Here is a 19,468-nt window from a genome sequence, read left to right as displayed (position 1 = left end):
GATAGATGAATTTTCAACTAAATTGGCTCGGGGTGACCGGGATCACTCGGCGCTGCCGCCCTCGACGCCGTCCTCGGCCCGGTCGCGCCCGGCGAGCGCCGAATCGAGCCGCGCCCGCGCGCCTTCGAGCCAGTGCCGGCACACCTTCGCCAGCTCCTCGCCCCGCTCCCAGAGCGCGAGCGAGTCCTCCAGCGAGGTGCCGCCGGCCTCCAGCTTGCGGACGACCTCGATGAGCTCGTCCCGGGCCTGCTCGTAGCCCAGCGCCGTATCGGCCTCAGTCATTCCCAGTACCACTTTCTGTGCATCGACTCGGGTCCTGCTTGATTTCCGGTGCAGCGGATCCTGCGGTGGGCCGGCACCCGTCAATCGGCGTCCACGGCCGGCTCTCGTCCCGCCTGCGCGCCCGCCACGCGTACGGAGAACTCCCCGGCCGCCACCCTCGCGCGCAGTGCGTCCCCCGCCGCGACGTCCTCCGGCGAGCGCACCACGTGCCCGTCGGCCCGCTGGAGCACCGCGTACCCGCGCTCCAGGGTCGCCGCCGGGGACAGCGCCACGACCCGGGCCCGGGTGTGGGTGAGCTCCGACTCCGCCCGGTCCAGCAGGTGCCCCAGTGTCCGCCGGCTGCGCGCCAGCAGGGCCTCCACCTCCGCCTCCCGGGTCTCCACCATCCGCTGCGGGTGGACGAACACCGGCCGGCCGAGCGCATGGGCGAGCCCGCGCTCCTCCCGGTCGAGCAGCCCGCGCAGCGCGCGCAGTCCCCGGTCCTGGAGCTGGCGCACCCGCTCCAGCTCCTCGCCGACGTCCGGGACCACCTTCTTCGCCGCGTCCGTGGGCGTGGAGGCCCGCAGGTCCGCGACCAGGTCGAGCAGGGGGGAGTCCGGCTCGTGCCCGATCGCCGAGACGACGGGGGTACGGGCGGCCGCGACCGTCCGTACGACCTCTTCGTCGGAGAACGGCAGCAGGTCCTCCACGCTGCCGCCGCCGCGCGCCACGATGATCACGTCGACCTCGTCCAGGGCGTCGAGTTCCCTGACCGCCGAGATCACCTGCGGCACCGCGTTCACCCCCTGCACGGCGACGTTGCGCACCTCGAAGCGGACCGCCGGCCACCGGCGCCGCGCGTTCTCCAGCACGTCCCGCTCGGCCGCCGACGCCCGGCCCACGACCAGCCCGATCAGCTGCGGCAGGAACGGCAGCGGCCGCTTGCGGTCCAGCGCGAACAGGCCTTCGGCGGCCAGCGAGCGCTTGAGTTTCTCCAGGCGCGCCAGCAGCTCACCGATGCCGACCGGCCGTATCTCCGTCGCCCGCAGCGACAGCTGCCCGCGCGGCGCGTACCACTCCGGCTTGGCCCGTACGACGACGCGCGCGCCCTCCGAAACGGCGTCCGCGACATCGTCGTAGACCTGCCGGAAGCAGGTGACGCTGAGCGAGATGTCCTGCGACGGGTCGCGCAGCGTCAGGAAGACCACCCCCGCCCCCGGCCGCCGGGACAGCTGCGTGATCTGCCCCTCCACCCACACCTGACCGAGCCGGTCGATCCAGCTCCCGATGAGCCGGGACACCTGACCGACCGGCAGCGGCGCCTCGGCCGACGTATTCAGACCCATGCAGGCAGGCTAGCCGCCAGGACCGACACCCGGGCCCGGACCGGTACCCGCGCCGGGGCTGGTACCCGTGTAGCCGGGGCCGGTACCCGTGTCGCCCGGGCCGGTACCCGTGTTATCGAGGCCGGTACCCGTGCGGGCGCCGGGGCCGGCCGCCCGCTCCCGCGCGCGCCGGCCCCGCTGGGCCAGCAGCACCCCCAGCCCCACCACCAGCCACACGGCCCCCACCAGCTGCGCCGTCCAGGCCGCCTCCACGATCACCGCGACGGTCACCGCCGCCCCCAGCACCGGGACCACCAGGTGCAGCCACCAGTTCGGGGCCCCGGACCCGCGCCGTACGACGAACCATCCCACTACCGAGGCGTGCAGCAGGGTGAACGCCACCAGCGCCCCGATGTCCACCACCGACACCAGCTGGTCCAGGCCGTCGTCGCGCCGGGCCGCCCACACCGCCGCCACCAGCGTCACCGTCGCCGCCACCAGCAGGGCCGCCCGGGGCGTCCCGTCCGAGGTCCCCGCCAGCACCCGCGGCAGCCGCCGCTCCCGGGCCATCGCGAAGACCAGCCGGCCCGCCGCCGCCTGCCCCGCCAGCGCCGCGAACGCCGCCCCGATCGCCTTGCTCGCCGCGACCAGGTCGTGCAGCCAGGTCCCGGCCGCCGACTCCACCGCGGTGTAGAACGCGGCCCCCTGGAGCGACGGGTCGGCCGCCAGCTCCGCCGAGGACACGGGCATCAGCAGCGCCGCCAGGTAGCTCTGCACCAGGAACAGCACCCCGGCGAGCGCCAGACAGAACAGCACCGCCCGCGCGACCCGTTCGGAGCCCCCGGTCACCTCCTCCGCGAAGGACGCGATGGCGTCGAAGCCCAGGTACGACAGGACCGCGACCGACACCGCGCCCAGCACGGCCGCCACCGAGAACCCCAAGGAGCCGTCACCCGTCAGCGGGGACAGCCAGCCGCGCCGCTCACCGCCCTCGGCCAGCACGGTCACCGCCGCCACCACGAACACCAGCAGCACCAGGATCTCCATCGCCAGCACGGCGAAGCCGACGCGCGCGGCCGCCCGTACGCCCCACAGGTTCAGCAGGGTGGTCACCACCACCGCCAGCGCCGTCCACATCCACCGGGACACCTCCGGGACCAGGGCGTTCATCGCGATGCCGGAGAAGAGGTAGGCGACCGCCGGGATCAGCAGGTAGTCCAGCATCGCCATCCATCCGGCGATCAGCCCCGGCCCCTCGCCCAGCCCCCGGCGGGCGTACGTGAACACCGACCCGGCACGCGGCGCCACCCGCACCATCTGGGCGTAGGAGGAGGCGGTGAAGGCCATCGCCACGGTCGCGGCGACGTAGACCAGGGCGACCGCGCCGTGCGACTTCGCGTCGAGCGTCCCGAAGATTCCGACCGGCGCCATCGGCGCGATGAAGAGCAGCCCGTAGACGACCAGGTCCCGGAAGCCGAGGGTCCGCCGCAGGGCGGCGGGCGCGGTGGGGGTGTCCGTCGCGGACGCCATCGTTCCTCCGGGGGATAGCCGGTACGTACGTGCGACCCAGTCTGTGCCGAACGGGCGACGACCGGCCTGCCGGAGACCCCCGTACGATGGAGCACATGACTGCTCCCGCCCCTGCTCCCGCTTCCCGCCGCGTCCTGCTCGCCGCCCCGCGCGGCTACTGCGCGGGTGTCGACCGAGCCGTGATCGCCGTCGAGAAAGCCCTTGAGCAGTACGGCGCGCCGGTCTACGTACGCCACGAGATCGTGCACAACAAGTACGTGGTGCAGACGCTGGAGAAGAAGGGCGCCATCTTCGTCGAGCGGACGGAGGAGGTCCCCGAGGGCTCCATCGTCATGTTCTCCGCGCACGGCGTGGCCCCCGTGGTCCACGAGGAGGCGGCGCGCGGCAAGCTCGCGACGATCGACGCGACCTGCCCGCTGGTCACCAAGGTGCACAAGGAAGCCATCCGCTACGCCAACGAGGACTTCGACATCCTCCTCATCGGCCACGAGGGCCACGAGGAGGTCATCGGCACCTCCGGCGAGGCCCCCGACCACATCACGATCGTGGACGGTCCGCACGACGTGGAGAAGGTCACCGTCCGGGACGAGTCGAAGGTCGTCTGGCTGTCGCAGACCACCCTCTCGGTGGACGAGACGATGGAGACGGTCGACGCGCTCAAGACCAAGTTCCCGCTGCTGGTCTCGCCGCCGAGCGACGACATCTGCTACGCCACCTCCAACCGGCAGGCCGCCGTCAAGCAGATGGGCGCCGACTCCGACCTGGTCATCGTCGTCGGCTCCAAGAACTCCTCGAACTCCATCCGCCTCGTCGAGGTCGCCCTGGACGCGGGCGCGGGCGCCGCGTACCTCGTGGACTTCGCGAGCGAGATCGACGAGGCATGGCTGGAGGGCGTCACCACGGTCGGTCTGACCTCGGGCGCCTCGGTGCCGGAGGTGCTGGTCGAGGAGGTGCTGGAGTGGCTGGCCCAGCGCGGCTACGGGGACGTGGAGATCGTCAAGACGGCCGAGGAGTCGATCGTCTTCTCGCTGCCGAAGGAGCTGCGACGTGATCTTCGCGCCGAGGCCGCCGAGCTGATCGCCGGACGCGGCGGGGCCGCGGGGAACACGGGCACCGCCGACGAGTAGGCCACGGGCCGCGCCGTTCTCTACGGTGGTCCCATGGAGATCTTCGGCGTGGACATCGGCGGAACCGGCATCAAGGGCGCTCCCGTGGACCTGGACCGCGGCGAGCCGGTGCACGAGCGCCTCAAACTTGCGACACCGCACCCGGCCACCCCCGAGGGGGTGGCCGACGTCGTGGTCGAGGTCGTCCGCCACTTCGAGTGGGACGGCCCGGTCGGCGTCACCTTCCCCGGCGTCGTCACGGACGGCGTCACGCGCACCGCGGCCAACATGGACCCCGCCTGGGTCGGCATGGACACGGAGGGCCTGCTCGCGAGCCGGCTGGGCGGGCGCCCGGTCACGGTGCTGAACGACGCGGACGCGGCCGGGGTCGCGGAGATGACGTACGGGGCCGGCCGCGGCCGCGACGGCACCGTCATCCTGCTGACGCTGGGCACGGGCATCGGCAGCGCCCTCTTCACGGACGGCCGGCTGGTGGCGAACACCGAGCTGGGGCACCTGGAGCTGCACGGGCACGACGCGGAGAAGCGGGCCTCGGTCAAGGCCAAGGAGGACGCCGACATGACCTGGGAGCGCTGGGCGCGGCGGGTACAGAAGTACCTGGCCCACGTGGAGATGCTGTTCTCGCCGCAGCTGTTCATCATCGGCGGCGGCGTCAGCCGCAAGCCCGAGAAGTTCCTCCCGCTGATCGAGGGCATCCGGGCGGAGATCGTCCCGGCGCAGCTGCAGAACAACGCGGGCATCGTCGGCGCGGCGATGGCGGCCCGCCCGGCGGGGTAGGCCGGTACCGGGGGCGGTTGCCTAGGCCGTGCGCCTGGGCAGCCTCCGCTTCCCGATCAGCGCGGCCTTGCGCACCAGCGCGATCAGCGCGGCGACCACGGTGCCCGCGTACAGCCAGCCGGCGTGCAGGGACAGGGCCGACACGATGCCCATCAGCTCCCCGCCGAAGCCGCCCGAGCCCCCCGAGACGGGCCAGACCCCGACGGCGAACGCGATCGGCACGGACACCGGCGCGGTGATCAGGTCCGCCGGGCGGACCCAGAGCGCGGTCGAGGCGGCGACGGGCAGGAAGAGCAGCCCGTAGGCGAACAGCGAGGAGCCGAACAGCAGCCAGTCGATCCCGCCGACCAACACCATCGCGGCACAGGCGAAGAGCCCCCCGCCGAGCCCGGTCAGCCGGGGCCGGGGCAGCCGTCGTACGGGCGTCGGCCCCGGCGGCGGGGACGTCCGGGGCCGGCGCACGGGGCGCTTCGTCCCGTACCGCCGGCCGCTGCTGTACTGCTCCACCCTGTATGGCTCCACGCCACCAAACTAGGCGGGAGGGGCCCTCCGGGGCGCCCTGGACACGCGTACATCGAGTGCCACTCAGCGGAAAGTAAACTGTCAGGTGGCCCATCCCCGGGCCGCCGCCCCCTCCAGCTACGGGAAGTCGCCAACGTGTCGCTCACGATCGGAATCGTCGGCCTGCCGAATGTCGGCAAGTCGACCCTGTTCAACGCCCTGACCAAGAACGACGTGCTGGCGGCCAACTACCCGTTCGCCACCATCGAGCCGAACGTCGGCGTCGTCGGTGTCCCGGATGCGCGTCTGGCCGTCCTCGCGGGCATCTTCGGCTCGCAGAAGGTCCTCCCGGCGACGGTCGACTTCGTCGACATCGCGGGCATCGTGCGCGGCGCGTCGGAGGGTGAGGGCCTCGGCAACAAGTTCCTCGCGAACATCCGCGAGTCGGACGCGATCTGCCAAGTCATCCGTGCCTTCAAGGACGAGAACGTCGTCCACGTCGACGGCAAGGTCTCGCCCAAGGACGACATCGAGACGATCAACACCGAGCTGATCCTCGCCGACCTCCAGTCGATCGAGAAGGCGGTGCCGCGCCTGACGAAGGAGTCCCGCCTCCAGAAGGAGAAGGTCGCCGTCCTCGCTGCGGTCACCGAGGCGCAGAAGATCCTCGAAGCCGGCGACACCCTCTTCTCGAAGGGCATCACCAAGGGCACGGAGAAGGGCGACCTCCTCCACGAGCTGCACCTGCTGACCACCAAGCCGTTCCTGTACGTCTTCAACGTCGACGAGGACGAGCTGACGGACGACGCCTTCAAGGCGGAGCAGTCCGCCCTGGTCGCCCCGGCCGAGGCCATCTTCCTGAACGCGAAGCTGGAGCAGGACCTCTCGGAGCTGGACGACGAGGAGGCCCTGGAGCTCCTCCAGTCGGTCGGCCAGGACGAGCCCGGCCTCGCCACCCTCGGCCGCGTCGGCTTCGACACCCTGGGCCTCCAGACCTACCTGACGGCCGGCCCGAAGGAAACCCGCGCCTGGACCATCAAGAAGGGCGCCACCGCCCCCGAGGCGGCCGGCGTCATCCACACCGACTTCCAGCGCGGCTTCATCAAGGCGGAGGTCATCTCCTTCGCCGACCTGGTGGAATGCGGCTCGGTCACCGAAGCCCGCGCCAAGGGCAAGGCCCGCATGGAGGGCAAGGACTACATCATGCAGGACGGCGACGTGGTGGAGTTCCGCTTCAACGTCTGAGCGGATGAAGTGACGCCACGTCGCTGACGTGGCAAACAGGCAGGTCAGAAGGGGTCGGACTCTGTCGAGTCCGACCCCTTCGTCGTCACCGTGTGGGGTGGGTGCCGGATGTTCTGACGGGAGATCAGCGGCAATCAGGTCCCGTAGGCGGTGGATCGGTGTCCCCCATGAACGGCCCACGCCACCAGCTCTCCGTCGTCGAGCGTGTAGACGACGCGGTAGTCGCCGACGCGCAGACGGCGTCGCTCTGGCTGGGACACGAGTGCGGTGGTGTCGAAGCCGAGAGGGTCGGTCTCCAGCTCGGTCAGCTTGGCCAGGATGCGGAGCGCCATGTCGCGAGGGATCTTCCGAAGCTCGGCCTGCGCCTCGGGGCGGAAGACGGTTCGGTACTCACTCACCGCGCGCCAGACTCTCCCTCATGATGTGCTCGATCGGGATGCCGGGGGCCGGGTTGGCCATGCGCTCGTCGATGATCCGGTTGATCTCGCGCTCTTCCCACTCCTGGTACTTGCGCAGCACCTCGATGGAGACGACGGCGGCGACCTCCTTGCCCCGGCGCGTGATGACCGTGGGCACGTCGTCGCGGTCTGCGCGCTCCACCACCTCTGCCAGGTGTGCGCGTACGTCGCGGATGGACTCTATGGGCAGCGGCTGCGTCATGCGCACAAGCGTACCGAGTGTCTCATGTGTACACAACGGCTCTCGGTCCTCCGCCGCCTTTGGTGCGGTGGGGGCTTCGGGTCAGAGGCCGCGGACGGAGGCCACCGTGAAGGTGGTGGGGGTGCCGGTGGAGGGGGTCATGGGGCCGTCCTTGTCGAACTGGGAGCGGACCACCAGGGTGCGGCCCGGGGTGTGGGTGAGGGTGGTGGGGATCTGCAGGGCCGGGTCCGTCAGGGTGCGGGTGAGGCGGGCGGCGGTGCCGCTCGGGGTGAGCTGCCAGCGGGTCAGGGTGTTGGTGGTGTTGTGGGCCACGCGCAGGACGCCGCCGGGGGAGAGCTGGAGGCCGTCCCCGTGCTTGAGGTCGCCGCCGCGGAGGGTGACGCGGGACAGGGCGCCCGTGCGGAGGTCGATGCGGTGGAGGTCGCCGGCGGTCATGTCGACGGTCAGCAGGAAGCGGCCCGCCGGGTCGGCGACGATGCCGTTCAGGAAGACACCGCCCCCCGGTGGCGGGGTGATCCCGCCGCTCAGGTCGTACGCCACCTCCAGCACGCCGGAGCCGGCGGCCAGCTGCGCCGGGGTGACGCGGTAGACCGCCGCGCGGAGGCTGTCGGTGAGGTAGGCCGTGCCGTCCGGGGTCAGCGCGAGGTCGTTGACGAAGGACGGCGCGCCGCCCGGGATGCCGAACCGGGCGAGGCGGGACCCGGTGCGGGTGTCGTACACCGCGACGCCGTTGGTGGAGTCGGTGACCCACAGCCGGCCGTGGGCGTCCACGGAGAGGCCGTTCGCGGTGTGGCGGCCGTCGGTCCCGGCCGGGAGGAAGACCTCGGCCGTGTCCTGGCCGGGGCGGGCGCGGTAGACGGTGCCGTCCGCGTACGAGCCGACGTAGACCGTGCCGGTGCGGGGGTCGGAGGTGATGCCCTCGGGGTAGACCTTGGCGCCGGGCAGGACGAAGGCGGTGGAGAGCCGGGGCGCGGTGGTCGCGTCGGCAGGGGCGGCGCCCAGGGTGAGGACCGCGGCGAGGGCGGCGGCGAGGGGGATGGCCCGGGAGGTGGCCCGGGAGGTGATTCGAGAAGTGGTACGAGAGGTGGTTAGGGCGGAGAAGCGCATCTGGACACGTCCTCGTTCAGTGTGAGCTCGTTTGATGATGTGAGGTCGAATGTAAGTTAGAGCTCTAATGAGTGCAAGGAGCCTAGGATGTGGGGATGACGTCCATGCCCGCCCAGGAGCGCATCGGCTCGCACCTCAAGCGCGCCGAGCAAGCGCTCCTCGCGGCGAAGAACACGGCGTGCAAGCCGGCCGCGGTAACGGTTCCCCAGTACGCCGCCCTGCTCTGGCTCGCCGAGAAGCCGGGCATCTCCGCCGCCGCGCTCTCGCGCCTGTGCGGGGTGACGCCGCCGACGATGAACACCGTGCTCAAGAACCTCCAGGAACGCGGGTTCATCGAGCGCAGGCCGCACGAGTGGCACGGCAACGTGCTGGAGACCCGGCTCACCGAGCAGGGCCGGGCCGCGATGGAGCTGGCGGACGCCGGCGCGGTGCGGGTGGAGCGGGCGTTGGCGGCCGAGTTCAGCGCTGAGGAGCGGGAGCGGCTCATCGAGCTGCTGGGGCGGTGCGCACAGGTCCTCGACGCCTTGAAGTGAGGCGGTCGGCGGGGTGCTGGTCCCCGGCTTTTGGCCGGGTCGGGAACTCCCGGCAGGATTCGTACATCAGCACTAGGGAAGCCCGGGCATGCCCGGGCAAGCCCACGGAGCCCCAGGGCACCCCGGGCAAGCCCCACCCCGTTCAGCGTTCGGAGCGAAGACCGTGCCCCTGTACCCACGAAGCCCGCGGTCCCGGGACTCGGCCGCCGACGGCCCCGCGCCCGAGCGGTCCCGTCGCGCCGTATGGATCAGTTCCGGTCTCGCGGCCGTGCTGCTCCTCGGGGGCGGCGGCTTCGCCGCCTGGAAGGCCGAGTGGTTCTCGGGCAACGGTCGGGCCGTCACCTCCGGCAGGACCGCCCCGCCGGCCGGGGCCGCGCACGGCGACGGCAAGGCGCGGCAGAGCCCGCAGCCGCAGGCACCGTCGGCCCCGTCCGCCCCGGCGGCGCCCACCGGCGACCCGGACGTCCTCATGGAGACCGGCCCGCGGTCCGAGTTCAAGCAGACCGCCAAGCTGGACGACGGGACGGTCATCGCCAAGACGCGCCTCGCGGGCGCCAAGTCCGGGTTCGAGGGCGACGTCTGGGTCTGGACGCCCAAGGAGTACGGCGACCCGAAGTACGCCAAGAGCGCCTTCCCGGTCCTGATCTCGCTGCCCGGCGGCAACGGCTTCCCGGCCAACTACTGGTCCGACCGCAGCCTCGGCCTCCAGAAGGCGGTCGAGGAAGGGGTGGCCGCCGGTACCAGCCTGCCGTTCATCCTGATCATGCCGGTGCTCAACCCGGACAACAAGTACTACTACGACGGCTCGGACATCCCCGGCCAGCCGAAGATGGGCACCTGGCTCGCCGAGGACGTCCCGGACTTCACCCGCGCCAACTTCCGTACGTACAAGTCCCGCGACGGCTGGGCCTTCATGGGCTCCTCCTCGGGCGGCTTCGTCGGCATGAAGCAGGTGCTCCAGCACCCGGACCGGTTCAAGGCCGTGATAGCCAGTGGCGGGGAGATAGTTCCCGACTCCCCGCTCTGGAAGGGCCACCAGAGGGAGATGGACGAGAACAACCCGGAGAAGCTCGCCCAGAAGCTGATCGACAGCAACGGGCCGGACGTCTACATCAACTTCCAGGTCGGAACGAAGGAGACCGGCAAGGACCGGATGCTGCGCTTCCAGCGCGAGTTCGGCACGGGCCCGGTGAAGACGACCATCCACGACATCCAGAACGGCGAACACAACGGCTGGCATTACGTCAGGGGGATGAAGGAGAGCTCCCTGGAGTGGATCAGCAAGGTGTTGAAGGGCCCCCAGCCCGCAGCGGGCTAGTCGGCTGGTCGTACGTCCGCTCCACTGCCCCCCACCTGCGCAAACGGCTGCCGCGCCGGTTCCCGGGGCGGTCTGGCGGCCCTGCGCCGGCACCCCGGCCCGCGCGGGGGCGTCCGTCCCCCGCGTGGCTCTCACCACGTCGCACCCGTCCCGGGCAACCCATAGCGTCGTTCACACCTCTGTCAGGGGTGTGAGGGGGACCTATCGGTCCGACCCGCGCTCGCGACGAGCGCCGGAGAAGGAACGGGAAAATATCCGTGCAGCAAGACCAGCAAGGCGACGCCGGCCCGACGACCACGGGTGCGGCTCCGGGTGCGACCACGGGTGCGGCTCCGGGAGCGGCCACAACGAGCGGAACGACCGGCCGGCGCCGTCGGCTGATCCTCCTCGGCGGCGGCCTCGCCCTCGCCCTCGTCGCCGGGGGCGGCGTGGCGGCGTACAAGACCGGCTTCTTCTCGGGCGTGGGCGAACCGGTCGCGTTCGGCAAGACGCAGGAGACCGCCGCGGCCACCGTGGACATGCCCAAGGGGGTCCGCATGCCCACCGGCCCGAAGGCCGCGTTCGTGCGCGCCGCCCGGCTGCCCGACGGCACCCAGATCGCCAAGACCACCCTGACCGGGGCGAAGTCCGGCTTCACCGGCGACGTGTGGGTGTGGGTCCCGAAGGAGTACGACGAGCCGAGGTACGCCAAGAGCGCCTTCCCGGTCCTGATCTCGCTGCCCGGCGGCCGCGGCTACCCCACCAACTACTGGGGTACCGGCCCGGGCCTCGGCCTCCAGCAGGCCGTCGCCGACGGGGTGAAGGCCGGCACCAGCCTGCCGTTCATCCTGGTCATGCCGGTGATCAACGCCGACACCAAGCACCACTACGACGGCTCCGACATCCCCGGCCAGCCCAAGATGGGCACCTGGATGGCCGATGACGTCCCGGACTTCACCAAGGCCAATTTCCGCACCTTCACCTCCCGCGACGGCTGGGCCTTCATGGGCTCCTCCTCGGGCGGCTTCGGCGCCTTCAAGCACGTCCTCAAATACCCCGACCGCTTCAAGGCCGTCATCGCGAGCGGCGTGGACTTCGTCCCCGACTCCCCGCTGTGGAAGGGGAACCGGAGGGCCATGGACGAGAACAACCCCGAGAAGCTCGCCGAGCAGCTGATCGGGGAGGGCGGCCCGGACGTCTACGTCAACTTCCAGATCGGCACCAAGGAGAGCGGCCGCGACCTCGCCGAGAAGTTCATGCGGCAGTACGGGAAGGGCCCCGTGCACACCCGGCTCCAGGTGATCCAGGATGGCGAGCACAATGGCAAGTCGTACGTGCGCGGCATGCGGGAGGGTTCGTTGGAGTGGATCAGCAAGGTGATGCTCGCCCCGACCCCAGACCCCGACGTGCCGTGAGCCCGGCGGTGAGGGGACGCGTCGTCGCCGCGCTGGCCGCCGCCGGGATCGCGGCGGTGTTCGGCGTCGCGTTCGTCGAGGCGACGGGCGACCGGGCGGTGCACCCCTTCCCCACCGTCGGGGTCCTGATGGCCAACGGGGAGCACTGGTGCACGGCCAGCGTGGTCGACAGCCCCAAGGGCAACGTCGTCGCCACCGCCGCGCACTGCGTGGCCCCCGCCGGCGAGGACGGACAGCCGGGTGAGGTCGCGCACGACGGCCTCGCCATCGGTGAGCTCGCCTTCGCGCCCGCCTTCTCCGGCGCGGGCGCGGGCACCCGGCCCCTCGGGCTGTGGAAGGTGCGGTCCATCCACGTCGACGACCGCTGGACGAAGTGGGGCGACGAGACCGCCGACTTCGCCTTCCTCACCGTCGAGCCCGACGAGGACGGCCGCAGCCTGCAGGACCGGGTCGGACGCGACGAGGTGCCGAAGCCCGACTGGACCTCCGGGTACGAGAGGGAGGTCACCGTCGTCGGTTACCCGGAGGCCGACCGCAACCCGCAGAACAAGCCGGTCTCCTGCACGACGCAGACCCGCCACGACGAGGACGACCCCGCCATGCTGTACATCAGCTGCTCGGGATTCTGGACGGGTACCAGCGGCAGCCCCTGGATCGCCGACCGGGGCGGCCCCGGGCGGCCGGGACGGCTGATCGGGGTGCTCAGCGGCGGCGACACGGACGTGGACTCCACGGCCGCGCTCTTCGACGAACGGGCGAAGGCCCTGTACGACCGGGCGGCGCGCGGCTGACCGGCCCCTCAGCCGCGTTCGGTGCTCACGATCAGACCCACTCCCGCCACCACGATCGCCCCGCCTGTCACGATCGGCCAGGTCAGCGGCTCGTCCAGGATCAGCGAGCCCAGCGCGACGGCGACGACCGGATTGACGTAGGCGTACGTGGCCACCAGCGACAGCGGCGCCGAGCTCAGCAGCCACACGTACGAGGTGAAGGCGACGAGCGAGCCGAAGACCACGAGGTAGCCGAGCGCCAGCCACGAGGCGGTGGAGAACTCCGACGGGCGCAGGGCGTGCAGCTCGCCCCGGGCGACACCGGTGAGGACGCCGCCGATCCCGCCCGCGAGCATCTGGTACGCACTGCCCGCGAACGGATTGGCGGGCAGCGACAGCTTGGAGGAGGAGAACGAGCCGAGCGCCCACAGCACCGAGGCGGTCAGCACCAGCAGCACCCCCGACAGACGTACCTCGCCGCCGAACGCGGGACTGGTCAGCACCGCCAGACCGGCCAGTCCCAGCAGCACCCCGGCCACGGTGCGCACCGGCGGCCGGTCCCCGGTGGCCGCCCGCAGCACCACGAGCCACACCGGCACGGCGGCGATCAGGAGGGCGGCGAGGCCGGACGGGACCGAGGTCTCGCCGAGCACCACCAGGCCGTTGCCGCCGAGGACCAGCAGCAGGCCCACCAGCGCCGCCGAACCGAGCTGCGCGCGGGTGACGCGGAGCGCGGACGGTCCGAAGCGCCAGGCGACGATCGCGGCCAGCAGGAGCCCGGCCGTGATGAACCGGGCCCCGGCCGAGAGGAACGGGGGCATCGTCTGCACGACGATGCGGATGGCGAGGTAGGTCGAGCCCCACAGGACGTACACGAGGGTGAGGGCGATCCAGACCGAGCCGGAGATCTTCGATGTGCGCACGTCAGGAGCCTACGGTGGTGCGCCCGGGGGTCAGCCCTTGAGCAGGGCGTTCAGCTCGCCGTATGGGAGGGAGCCGCCGAGCGTCTCGTAGGTTCCGGCGGTGAGCAGCTCCTCGGTGGCGCGGCGGACGACGGCGTACGCGGCCTCGGCCACCCCGGACCCGAGGCTGACGCGGGCCGCGCCGAGGGCGCCGAGTTCGGCGACGGCCGGGGCGCCGGGGCCGACGAGGACGTTGAGCGGGGCGTCGATGCCCTTGGCGAGTTCCGCGATGGTGGAGGGGTCGGTGACGCCCGGGACGAAGATGCCGGAGGCGCCGGCGCGGAGGTAGGCGGCGGCGCGGGCGAGGGTCTCGTCGAGGCGGGTGTGCGGTTCGCCGAGGCCGAAGAGGTACGTGTCCACGCGGGCGTTGATGAAGAGGGGGATCCCGGCGGCCTCCGCGGCGGCGCGGGCGGCGGCGATGCGGGCGGCGTGGTCGGCGGGGGCGCGGTTGCCGTCCTCGATGTTGATCCCCACCGCGCCGGCGGCCAGGACCCCGGTGACGGTCTCGCCGACGCCGGCGGGGTCGGCGGCGAAGCCGCCCTCGATGTCGGCGGTGACGGGCACGGAGACGGCGGCGGCCACGCGGGCGATGAGGTCGAGCGCGCGGTCGCGGGCGAGGGCGTCGCCGTCGGGCGCGCCGAGGGACCAGGCGACGCCGGCGCTGGTGGTGGCCACGGCGGCGGCCCCGGCGGCCTCGACGAGGCGGGCGCTGGCGACGTCCCAGGCGTTGGCGAGGGCCAGGGGGCGGGCGGGGGTGTGCAGAGCGGCGAACGCGGCGGCGGTGGCGCGGGTGGCTGTCATGGGGTCAGTCCACCAGAAGGGGGGTGGTGGGGCTGGCCATTTTCCGACGCGGTCGTGCGGCTGCCGGGGTGCGCCACCGCTGCGCGGGGCGGCCCGGGCCGGACCGGGTTCGGACCCCGGGTTTTCGGACCCCGGCGCCCCCGACACCGCGGCGAGGTGCGGTGTCGGGCGGGCCTGGGTCGCTCGCGCCTCAAGCGGAGGTGGGGCCTAGGCCGGCCCGGAGGTGGCTGCTCCGCACAGGGGGAGGACCGCCGTGCGGGAGCGGAGGAGGTCGGCGGGTGAGGAGGGGGCGACCGCCGCCCAGCAGGCGGCAGCTGTGGGCTCGACCGAGAGACCGCGCCGGGCGAGGTCGGCGCGCGCCGCGCGGAGGCGGTCGTCCGGGACCGTCACGATGGCGCCGCCCGACCGGCGGACCGCTGCCAGGATCTGCCGCGCCCGCGGCGGGGCCGGGATCGCGATGCCCTCCGCCAGGGTCGGCCGCTGCGCCACCGGCTCCGCGTCCTGCGCGCCCGCAGCGAACGCCGCCGCCAGCGGGGCCACCGCCTCCGCCTGGACGCCGATCAGCGCCGGCGGCCGTACCCCGCGCCGCGCCAGTTCCTCCGCCGCCAGCGCCGCGCCCAGCAGCAGCGTGCCGTTGCCCACAGGCACCACCAGCACCTCGGGGAGCCGGCCCCCGAGCTCCTCCCAGACCTCGTACACGTACGTCTTCGTCCCGTGCAGGAAGTACGGGTTGAAGACGTGGCTCGCGTAGAAGACCCCCGGCTCGTCGGCGGCCTCCCGCGCCGCCCGCGCCGCCGCCTCGCGCCCGCCCGGCACGACCCGGACGGCCGCGCCGTGGGCCCGCATCCGCTCGGTCTTCTTCTCCGCGGTGCCTTCCGGCACGAAGACCTCACAGGGCAGCCCGGCCCGCGCGCAGTACGCCGCGAACGCCGTCCCCGCGTTGCCGCTGCTGTCCGCGACCACCCGCTCGGGCCCGAGCCTGCGGGCCAGTTCCACCAGCATCACCGTGCCCCGGTCCTTGAAGGACAGCGTCGGCATCAGGAAGTCGAGCTTGGCCCGGATCCGGTCCGTCAGCGGCACCAGCGGGGTGTGCCCCTCGCCGAGCGAGACGGGGACCTCCCCGGAAAGCGGCAGCACGGGCGCGTACCGCCACAACGACCAGGGACCGGCCGCCGGTTCCAGCGGCGCGGCCGGGTCCGGCGTGAAGTCGAGGTCCCAGGGGCCGCCGCACGCCGGGCAGCACCACCGCGCGGTCGCCACGTCCGCCCGCGTTCCGTCCAAGGGGCATACGTAGCCCGGCAGTTCGTGGGTCATGTGCGGATGTTACGTGTCCGCGCCCGGCCCCACCGGCGAACGAGCCGCCCCTGCCTCGTACGATGCGCGCATTCGTTCGCACCCCGCGCGCCCTTGTGTATGGAGCACCGCCCCCCGTGACCACTCCGCCCCCACCGTTCCCGCCCACCGGTCCGGGCCACCACTGGCCCCCGCCGTCCCCTCCCTCGGTGTGGGGCTCGCCCGCGGCGGCCCCGCTGCCGCCCGCCCTCAACGGCTTCGCCGCCGCCTCGCTGCCGGTCGGGCTGCTCTGCCTGCCGCCGCTGGGCGTGGTCTTCGCCGTCGTCGCGCTGGTACAGATCGCGCGCAAGGGCGACCGCGGCAAGGCGCTGGCCGTGGTGGGCCTGGTGGTGTCCCTGCTGATGAGCGCGGTCCTGGTCTACGCCACGGGCCGGTACGCCGACCCCTTCTTCCGGCGCCTGGGCGCGCAGAGTGCCCGCGCGCACGTCGAGGGCCGGCTGACTGACATGGACGCCCTGCGGCCCGGCGACTGCTTCAACGTCCCCGGCGGCGACCTGCTCGCCGGGCGCGCGGTCGCCTACCGGACGCCCTGCGCGGGCGTGCACCACGCGGAGGTGACGTCCTCGGGCCCCATGAAGGACGGCTCCTTCCCCGGTGCGGAGCGGCTCAAGGAGCAGGCCACGGCCGCGTGCTGGAAGGCGCAGGACGCGTACGCCATGGACAGCTGGGCGGTGCCCGCTTACGCCGAGATGTACTACTTCGCCCCCTCGCGCGAGGCGTGGCGGCTCGGCGACCGGCGGCTGGTGTGCGTCATAGGCACCTCGTCCCGGGAGCACCGGGGCAGCCTGCGCAAGGACGAGGGGGCCCTGAGGCCGGACCAGGTGACGTTCCTGCGGGCGATGAACGCGGCCGACCAGGCGGTGGGGCGCGAGCCCGAGGAGGACGTCGACGGCGCGTTCGCGCAGTACCGGATCTGGGCGCGGGAGGTCGAGGCGGCGCTGGGGGAGGAGTCGCGGATGCTGGGCGCCGTCCCGTCTGCGCGCCCCGAGGGGGCGGCCGCGGCGGCCGCGCGGCTCAGGGAGGTCGAGGCGGCGCGCAAGGAGTGGCGGCGGGCGGCGGCGGCGACGACCCCGGACCAGTTCGAGGAGGCGTGGGACCGGGCGGTGGAGGCGGTCACGATCGACTCGGAGAAGGCGTTGCGCGGGGCGTACGGACTCTCGACGGAGGTTCCGCAGTGGCTGCGGTCGGGCCCGGGCGGTCCGGGTGGCCAGGGTGGCGGCGGTCCCGCGAAGGGTCCGTCGGCCGAGCGCGTGTGACGGCGCGTCGGTGAGTCACGCACGGTAATGGGTTTGAGTGACCTGCCTTCATCACTTCGGGTGAAACTCTGGCCCTTGGTTGCGGCGCACAACCATCGGTTGCCAGGCTGTAGCTGTCTGTCAACCTGATGGGAGTGGCCAGTGACTTTCGGTGAGCAGCCGGCCTATCTGCGCGTCGCCGGTGATCTGCGACGGAAGATCGTCGATGGGTCCCTGCCCCCGCACGCCCGGCTCCCCTCGCAGGCCCGCATCCGCGAGGAGTACGGGGTGTCCGACACCGTGGCGCTGGAGGCACGCAAGGTGCTCATGGCGGAGGGGCTCGTGGAGGGCCGCTCCGGCTCCGGTACGTACGTGCGCGAACAGCCCGTGCCGCGCCGGGTCGCCCGCTCCGGCTACCGCACCGGCGGCCCGTCCACGCCGTTCCGCCAGGAGCAGGCGGACGCGGCGGCCCGCGGCACGTGGGAGTCGAACAGCGATCAGGCCGACGCCCCGCCGGAGATCGCCAAGCGGCTGGGCGTCGCGCCGGGGGACAGGGTGATGCGGACGCGGTACGTCTTCCGCGACGCGGGGGAGGCGATGATGCTCTCCACCTCCTGGGAGCCCCTGGCCGTGACCGGCCGGACCCCGGTGATGCTGCCCGAGGAGGGGCCGCTGGCCGGGTCCGGGGTGGTGGAGCGGATGGCCGCGATCGACGTCGTCGTGGACAACGTGGTGGAGGAGGTCGGGGCGCGCCCGGGCCTCGCGGAGGAGATCTCCCTGCTGGGCGGCGTCCCGGGGCACGTGGTCCTGGTGGTGAGCCGCACCTACTACGCCTCCGGGCTGGCCGTCGAGACCGCCGACGTGGTCGTTCCGGCGGACCGTTACCGGCTGGCCTACCACCTGCCCGTGCGGTAGCCGGCGGACCGGCTCGCGCTGCGCGCGACGCCCGCCGGGTGGTGCGCCGTGTGACCCCGCGGCACTGGATGTGCGCCGGTGTACGCACGGTGTGTTCGCACGCGTGGCCGGATGCGTACGCCTGCCAGGTGCCTCTTCGTGAAAAACCGTATCCGCTCAGTAAAGGTCGGGCGTAGGCTCCGGCATATGCGCAATGCGGTTTCCCGGGCAGGCACATCGGCGGAGGGTGAAACGCGATGAACGACAGCGGTGCCCTGCTCTCATGGCTGGTCATACGTCAGGACGACAACGGCAACCGCTACCGGGTGGGCCGGTACGCCTCCGAGGCCGAGGCCCAGAAGGTCGCCGACAGTCTCGAAGACCGAGGACACAAGCAGCTCTACTGGGTCGAGCGGGTCGGTCAGGACACCAAGACCGCGACGACGAACTGAGTGGCCAACTGAGCGACGGACCGAACGACGGAGCGAGCGAGGAACCGAGTGACCAACCGGGCGCCGGCCCCGCCGGCGCACTGGCATAGGCTCGGCCCATGACTGTACGCGTGGTCGTGGGCGGAGCCCTTTGTCATGACGGGCGCCTGCTGGCGGCCCGGCGCAGCGCGCCCCCCGAGGTGGCCGGCCGGTGGGAACTCCCGGGCGGGAAGACCGAACCGGGCGAGTCGGTCCCCGAGGCGCTGGTGCGCGAACTGCGCGAGGAGCTCGGCGTGGAGACCGAGGCGCTGGAGCGGATCCCGGGCGAGTGGCCGCTCGGGCCCGGCCTGGTCCTGCACGTGTGGACGGCCCGGCTGCTGTCGGGGGTGCCGGCGCCACTGGAGGACCACGACGAACTGCGCTGGCTGGGCCCGGACGAGCTGGACTGTGTGGACTGGCTCGACCAGGACCGCCCGGCCGTCGCGGAAGCCGGCCGCCGCCTGTCCCTGCGCGGGCGCGACTGAGGGCACTTCGGGGGCTTTCCTTCGCCGAGGGGCGCACGGCGGCTCGCGCTGTAGGCCGTCTGCGCCACAGTGCGCCGGTGGTGGACGAACGCGTGGTACGACGCCTCGGATATCGGGTATGTCGCTATTAATCCGTATCTCGTCTCCGAAACGTCCCTGCTGAACCCGACTGGGGTCGCCGCGGCCCGGGAAGTGATCGGCGTGATCGACACAGACGGTGAGTGCGCCGAGTGGGCCTTCCCGGCCGAGCCCGGTTCCGTCCGCACCGCTCGCCACGCCGTGCGCGGAAAGCTGCGCGCCTGGGGTCTGGACTCCGTCGGTGACGTCACCGTCTTGCTGGTCAGCGAGCTGGTGACCAACTCCCTGCGCTACGCTTCCGGCCCCATCGGCGTGCGCCTGGAGAGGCGCGGACCCGACACCGGGGACACCGCCACGGGTCCGGCGCTTATCGTGGAGGTTTCCGATCCGCTTCCGGATCCGCCCCGTGAGCGGGTCGCGAACCCCGACGACGAGGGAGGCCGGGGCCTGCACCTCGTGGCCATGTCGGCGCGCCGCTGGGGCACGCGGCACGGGAAGTCGGGCAAGACCGTGTGGTTCGAGTTGGCACTTCCTGGTGAGTAACAAGGAGAAGGGTTGCCGACCACCATCCACAATGGCTCAAAAACAACGGGACCTTTTTGTGATCGTGAACGCCGTGCCGTCCCGGGCCGTGGTGCTGAA

22 protein-coding genes are annotated in these 19,468 nt (G+C 72.4%); 12 read left to right on the top strand and 10 right to left on the bottom strand.

Going from position 1 to position 19,468, the window contains the following annotated elements:
- Positions 1–42: 42 nt before the first annotated feature.
- From OG861_RS11650 to OG861_RS11640, 3 genes are all read right to left on the bottom strand, one after another.
- Positions 43–282 (bottom strand): exodeoxyribonuclease VII small subunit, encoded by a 240-nt coding sequence (locus OG861_RS11650; protein ID WP_329197925.1) that lies wholly within the window; start codon positions 280–282, stop codon positions 43–45.
- Between the two features lie 80 nt (positions 283–362).
- Positions 363–1,607 carry an exodeoxyribonuclease VII large subunit gene (xseA, locus tag OG861_RS11645; RefSeq protein ID WP_329197927.1) on the bottom strand — a complete coding sequence of 415 codons (1,245 nt, stop codon included), beginning with the start codon at positions 1,605–1,607 and terminating at the stop codon, positions 363–365.
- A gap of 9 nt (positions 1,608–1,616) precedes the next feature.
- Entirely contained in the window at positions 1,617–3,116 is a 1,500-nt protein-coding gene (locus OG861_RS11640; RefSeq protein WP_329197928.1) for an APC family permease, read from the bottom strand.
- Between the two features lie 86 nt (positions 3,117–3,202).
- Between OG861_RS11640 and OG861_RS11635 the strand changes: the two genes are divergently transcribed.
- Together OG861_RS11635 and ppgK are read left to right on the top strand one after the other, a co-directional pair.
- A complete protein-coding gene (locus OG861_RS11635) occupies positions 3,203–4,243 on the top strand; it encodes a 4-hydroxy-3-methylbut-2-enyl diphosphate reductase (RefSeq protein WP_329197930.1) in 1,041 nt (346 codons plus the stop codon).
- Between the two features lie 33 nt (positions 4,244–4,276).
- Positions 4,277–5,020, top strand: coding sequence for a polyphosphate--glucose phosphotransferase (gene ppgK, locus OG861_RS11630; protein ID WP_329197932.1), 744 nt, complete (start codon positions 4,277–4,279; stop codon positions 5,018–5,020).
- A gap of 21 nt (positions 5,021–5,041) precedes the next feature.
- Here the strand turns inward: ppgK and OG861_RS11625 are convergent, their stop codons facing one another.
- A complete protein-coding gene (locus OG861_RS11625; protein ID WP_443056593.1) occupies positions 5,042–5,542 on the bottom strand; it encodes a DUF6542 domain-containing protein in 501 nt (166 codons plus the stop codon).
- A 135-nt stretch (positions 5,543–5,677) separates the two neighbouring features.
- On the opposite strand from OG861_RS11625, the gene ychF reads away from it, so the two are divergent.
- Positions 5,678–6,766, top strand: coding sequence for a redox-regulated ATPase YchF (gene ychF / locus OG861_RS11620; protein ID WP_329197933.1), 1,089 nt, complete (start codon positions 5,678–5,680; stop codon positions 6,764–6,766).
- A 134-nt stretch (positions 6,767–6,900) separates the two neighbouring features.
- Here the strand turns inward: ychF and OG861_RS11615 are convergent, their stop codons facing one another.
- The 3 genes from OG861_RS11615 to OG861_RS11605 all read right to left on the bottom strand — a co-directional run bounded on the left by OG861_RS11615 (position 6,901) and on the right by OG861_RS11605 (position 8,533).
- Positions 6,901–7,164, bottom strand: coding sequence for a type II toxin-antitoxin system RelE family toxin (locus tag OG861_RS11615; protein ID WP_329197935.1), 264 nt, complete (start codon positions 7,162–7,164; stop codon positions 6,901–6,903).
- Positions 7,157–7,426, bottom strand: a complete 270-nt coding sequence (locus OG861_RS11610) for a type II toxin-antitoxin system Phd/YefM family antitoxin (protein WP_329197937.1) — start codon at positions 7,424–7,426, stop codon at positions 7,157–7,159. Before OG861_RS11610 ends, OG861_RS11615 begins: the two co-directional genes overlap by 8 nt.
- Positions 7,427–7,507: 81 nt before the next feature.
- Complete coding sequence (locus tag OG861_RS11605) at positions 7,508–8,533, bottom strand: SMP-30/gluconolactonase/LRE family protein (RefSeq protein ID WP_329197939.1); 1,026 nt, start codon at positions 8,531–8,533, stop codon at positions 7,508–7,510.
- A 95-nt stretch (positions 8,534–8,628) separates the two neighbouring features.
- Here OG861_RS11605 and OG861_RS11600 point away from each other — a divergent pair, with 95 nt between their 5' ends.
- The 4 genes from OG861_RS11600 to OG861_RS11585 all read left to right on the top strand — a co-directional run bounded on the left by OG861_RS11600 (position 8,629) and on the right by OG861_RS11585 (position 12,569).
- Complete coding sequence (locus OG861_RS11600) at positions 8,629–9,066, top strand: MarR family winged helix-turn-helix transcriptional regulator (RefSeq protein ID WP_329197941.1); 438 nt, start codon at positions 8,629–8,631, stop codon at positions 9,064–9,066.
- Between the two features lie 163 nt (positions 9,067–9,229).
- The gene (locus OG861_RS11595) at positions 9,230–10,384 is read left to right on the top strand and encodes an alpha/beta hydrolase-fold protein (RefSeq protein ID WP_443056594.1); all 1,155 of its coding nucleotides are present in this window, start codon (positions 9,230–9,232) and stop codon (positions 10,382–10,384) included.
- A 257-nt stretch (positions 10,385–10,641) separates the two neighbouring features.
- A complete protein-coding gene (locus OG861_RS11590; RefSeq protein ID WP_329197943.1) occupies positions 10,642–11,778 on the top strand; it encodes an alpha/beta hydrolase in 1,137 nt (378 codons plus the stop codon).
- A gap of 8 nt (positions 11,779–11,786) precedes the next feature.
- Entirely contained in the window at positions 11,787–12,569 is a 783-nt protein-coding gene (locus OG861_RS11585) for a trypsin-like serine peptidase (protein ID WP_329197945.1), read from the top strand.
- A gap of 8 nt (positions 12,570–12,577) precedes the next feature.
- Here the strand turns inward: OG861_RS11585 and OG861_RS11580 are convergent, their stop codons facing one another.
- The 3 genes from OG861_RS11580 to OG861_RS11570 form a co-directional block, all read right to left on the bottom strand.
- Positions 12,578–13,471 carry an EamA family transporter gene (locus tag OG861_RS11580; RefSeq protein ID WP_329197946.1) on the bottom strand — a complete coding sequence of 298 codons (894 nt, stop codon included), beginning with the start codon at positions 13,469–13,471 and terminating at the stop codon, positions 12,578–12,580.
- 30 nt (positions 13,472–13,501) lie between these two features.
- Positions 13,502–14,311 (bottom strand): isocitrate lyase/PEP mutase family protein, encoded by an 810-nt coding sequence (locus tag OG861_RS11575; protein ID WP_329197948.1) that lies wholly within the window; start codon positions 14,309–14,311, stop codon positions 13,502–13,504.
- Between the two features lie 207 nt (positions 14,312–14,518).
- Complete coding sequence (locus tag OG861_RS11570; RefSeq protein WP_329197949.1) at positions 14,519–15,625, bottom strand: pyridoxal-phosphate dependent enzyme; 1,107 nt, start codon at positions 15,623–15,625, stop codon at positions 14,519–14,521.
- 116 nt (positions 15,626–15,741) lie between these two features.
- Here OG861_RS11570 and OG861_RS11565 point away from each other — a divergent pair, with 116 nt between their 5' ends.
- From OG861_RS11565 to OG861_RS11545, 5 genes are all read left to right on the top strand, one after another.
- Entirely contained in the window at positions 15,742–16,920 is a 1,179-nt protein-coding gene (locus OG861_RS11565; RefSeq protein ID WP_329197950.1) for a DUF4190 domain-containing protein, read from the top strand.
- A 141-nt stretch (positions 16,921–17,061) separates the two neighbouring features.
- Complete coding sequence (locus OG861_RS11560) at positions 17,062–17,814, top strand: GntR family transcriptional regulator (RefSeq protein ID WP_329197952.1); 753 nt, start codon at positions 17,062–17,064, stop codon at positions 17,812–17,814.
- A gap of 236 nt (positions 17,815–18,050) precedes the next feature.
- A complete protein-coding gene (locus OG861_RS11555) occupies positions 18,051–18,245 on the top strand; it encodes an SPOR domain-containing protein (protein ID WP_329197954.1) in 195 nt (64 codons plus the stop codon).
- A gap of 98 nt (positions 18,246–18,343) precedes the next feature.
- Complete coding sequence (locus tag OG861_RS11550; RefSeq protein ID WP_329197956.1) at positions 18,344–18,748, top strand: (deoxy)nucleoside triphosphate pyrophosphohydrolase; 405 nt, start codon at positions 18,344–18,346, stop codon at positions 18,746–18,748.
- A gap of 192 nt (positions 18,749–18,940) precedes the next feature.
- Positions 18,941–19,369, top strand: a complete 429-nt coding sequence (locus OG861_RS11545; RefSeq protein WP_329197958.1) for an ATP-binding protein — start codon at positions 18,941–18,943, stop codon at positions 19,367–19,369.
- Positions 19,370–19,468: the final 99 nt, after the last annotated feature.

This window comes from Streptomyces sp. NBC_00539, from assembly GCF_036346105.1.
GTDB lineage: Bacteria > Actinomycetota > Actinomycetes > Streptomycetales > Streptomycetaceae > Streptomyces.
Note: the sequence above shows the minus strand (reverse complement) of the source record. Positions and strands in the feature narration are given on the sequence as shown.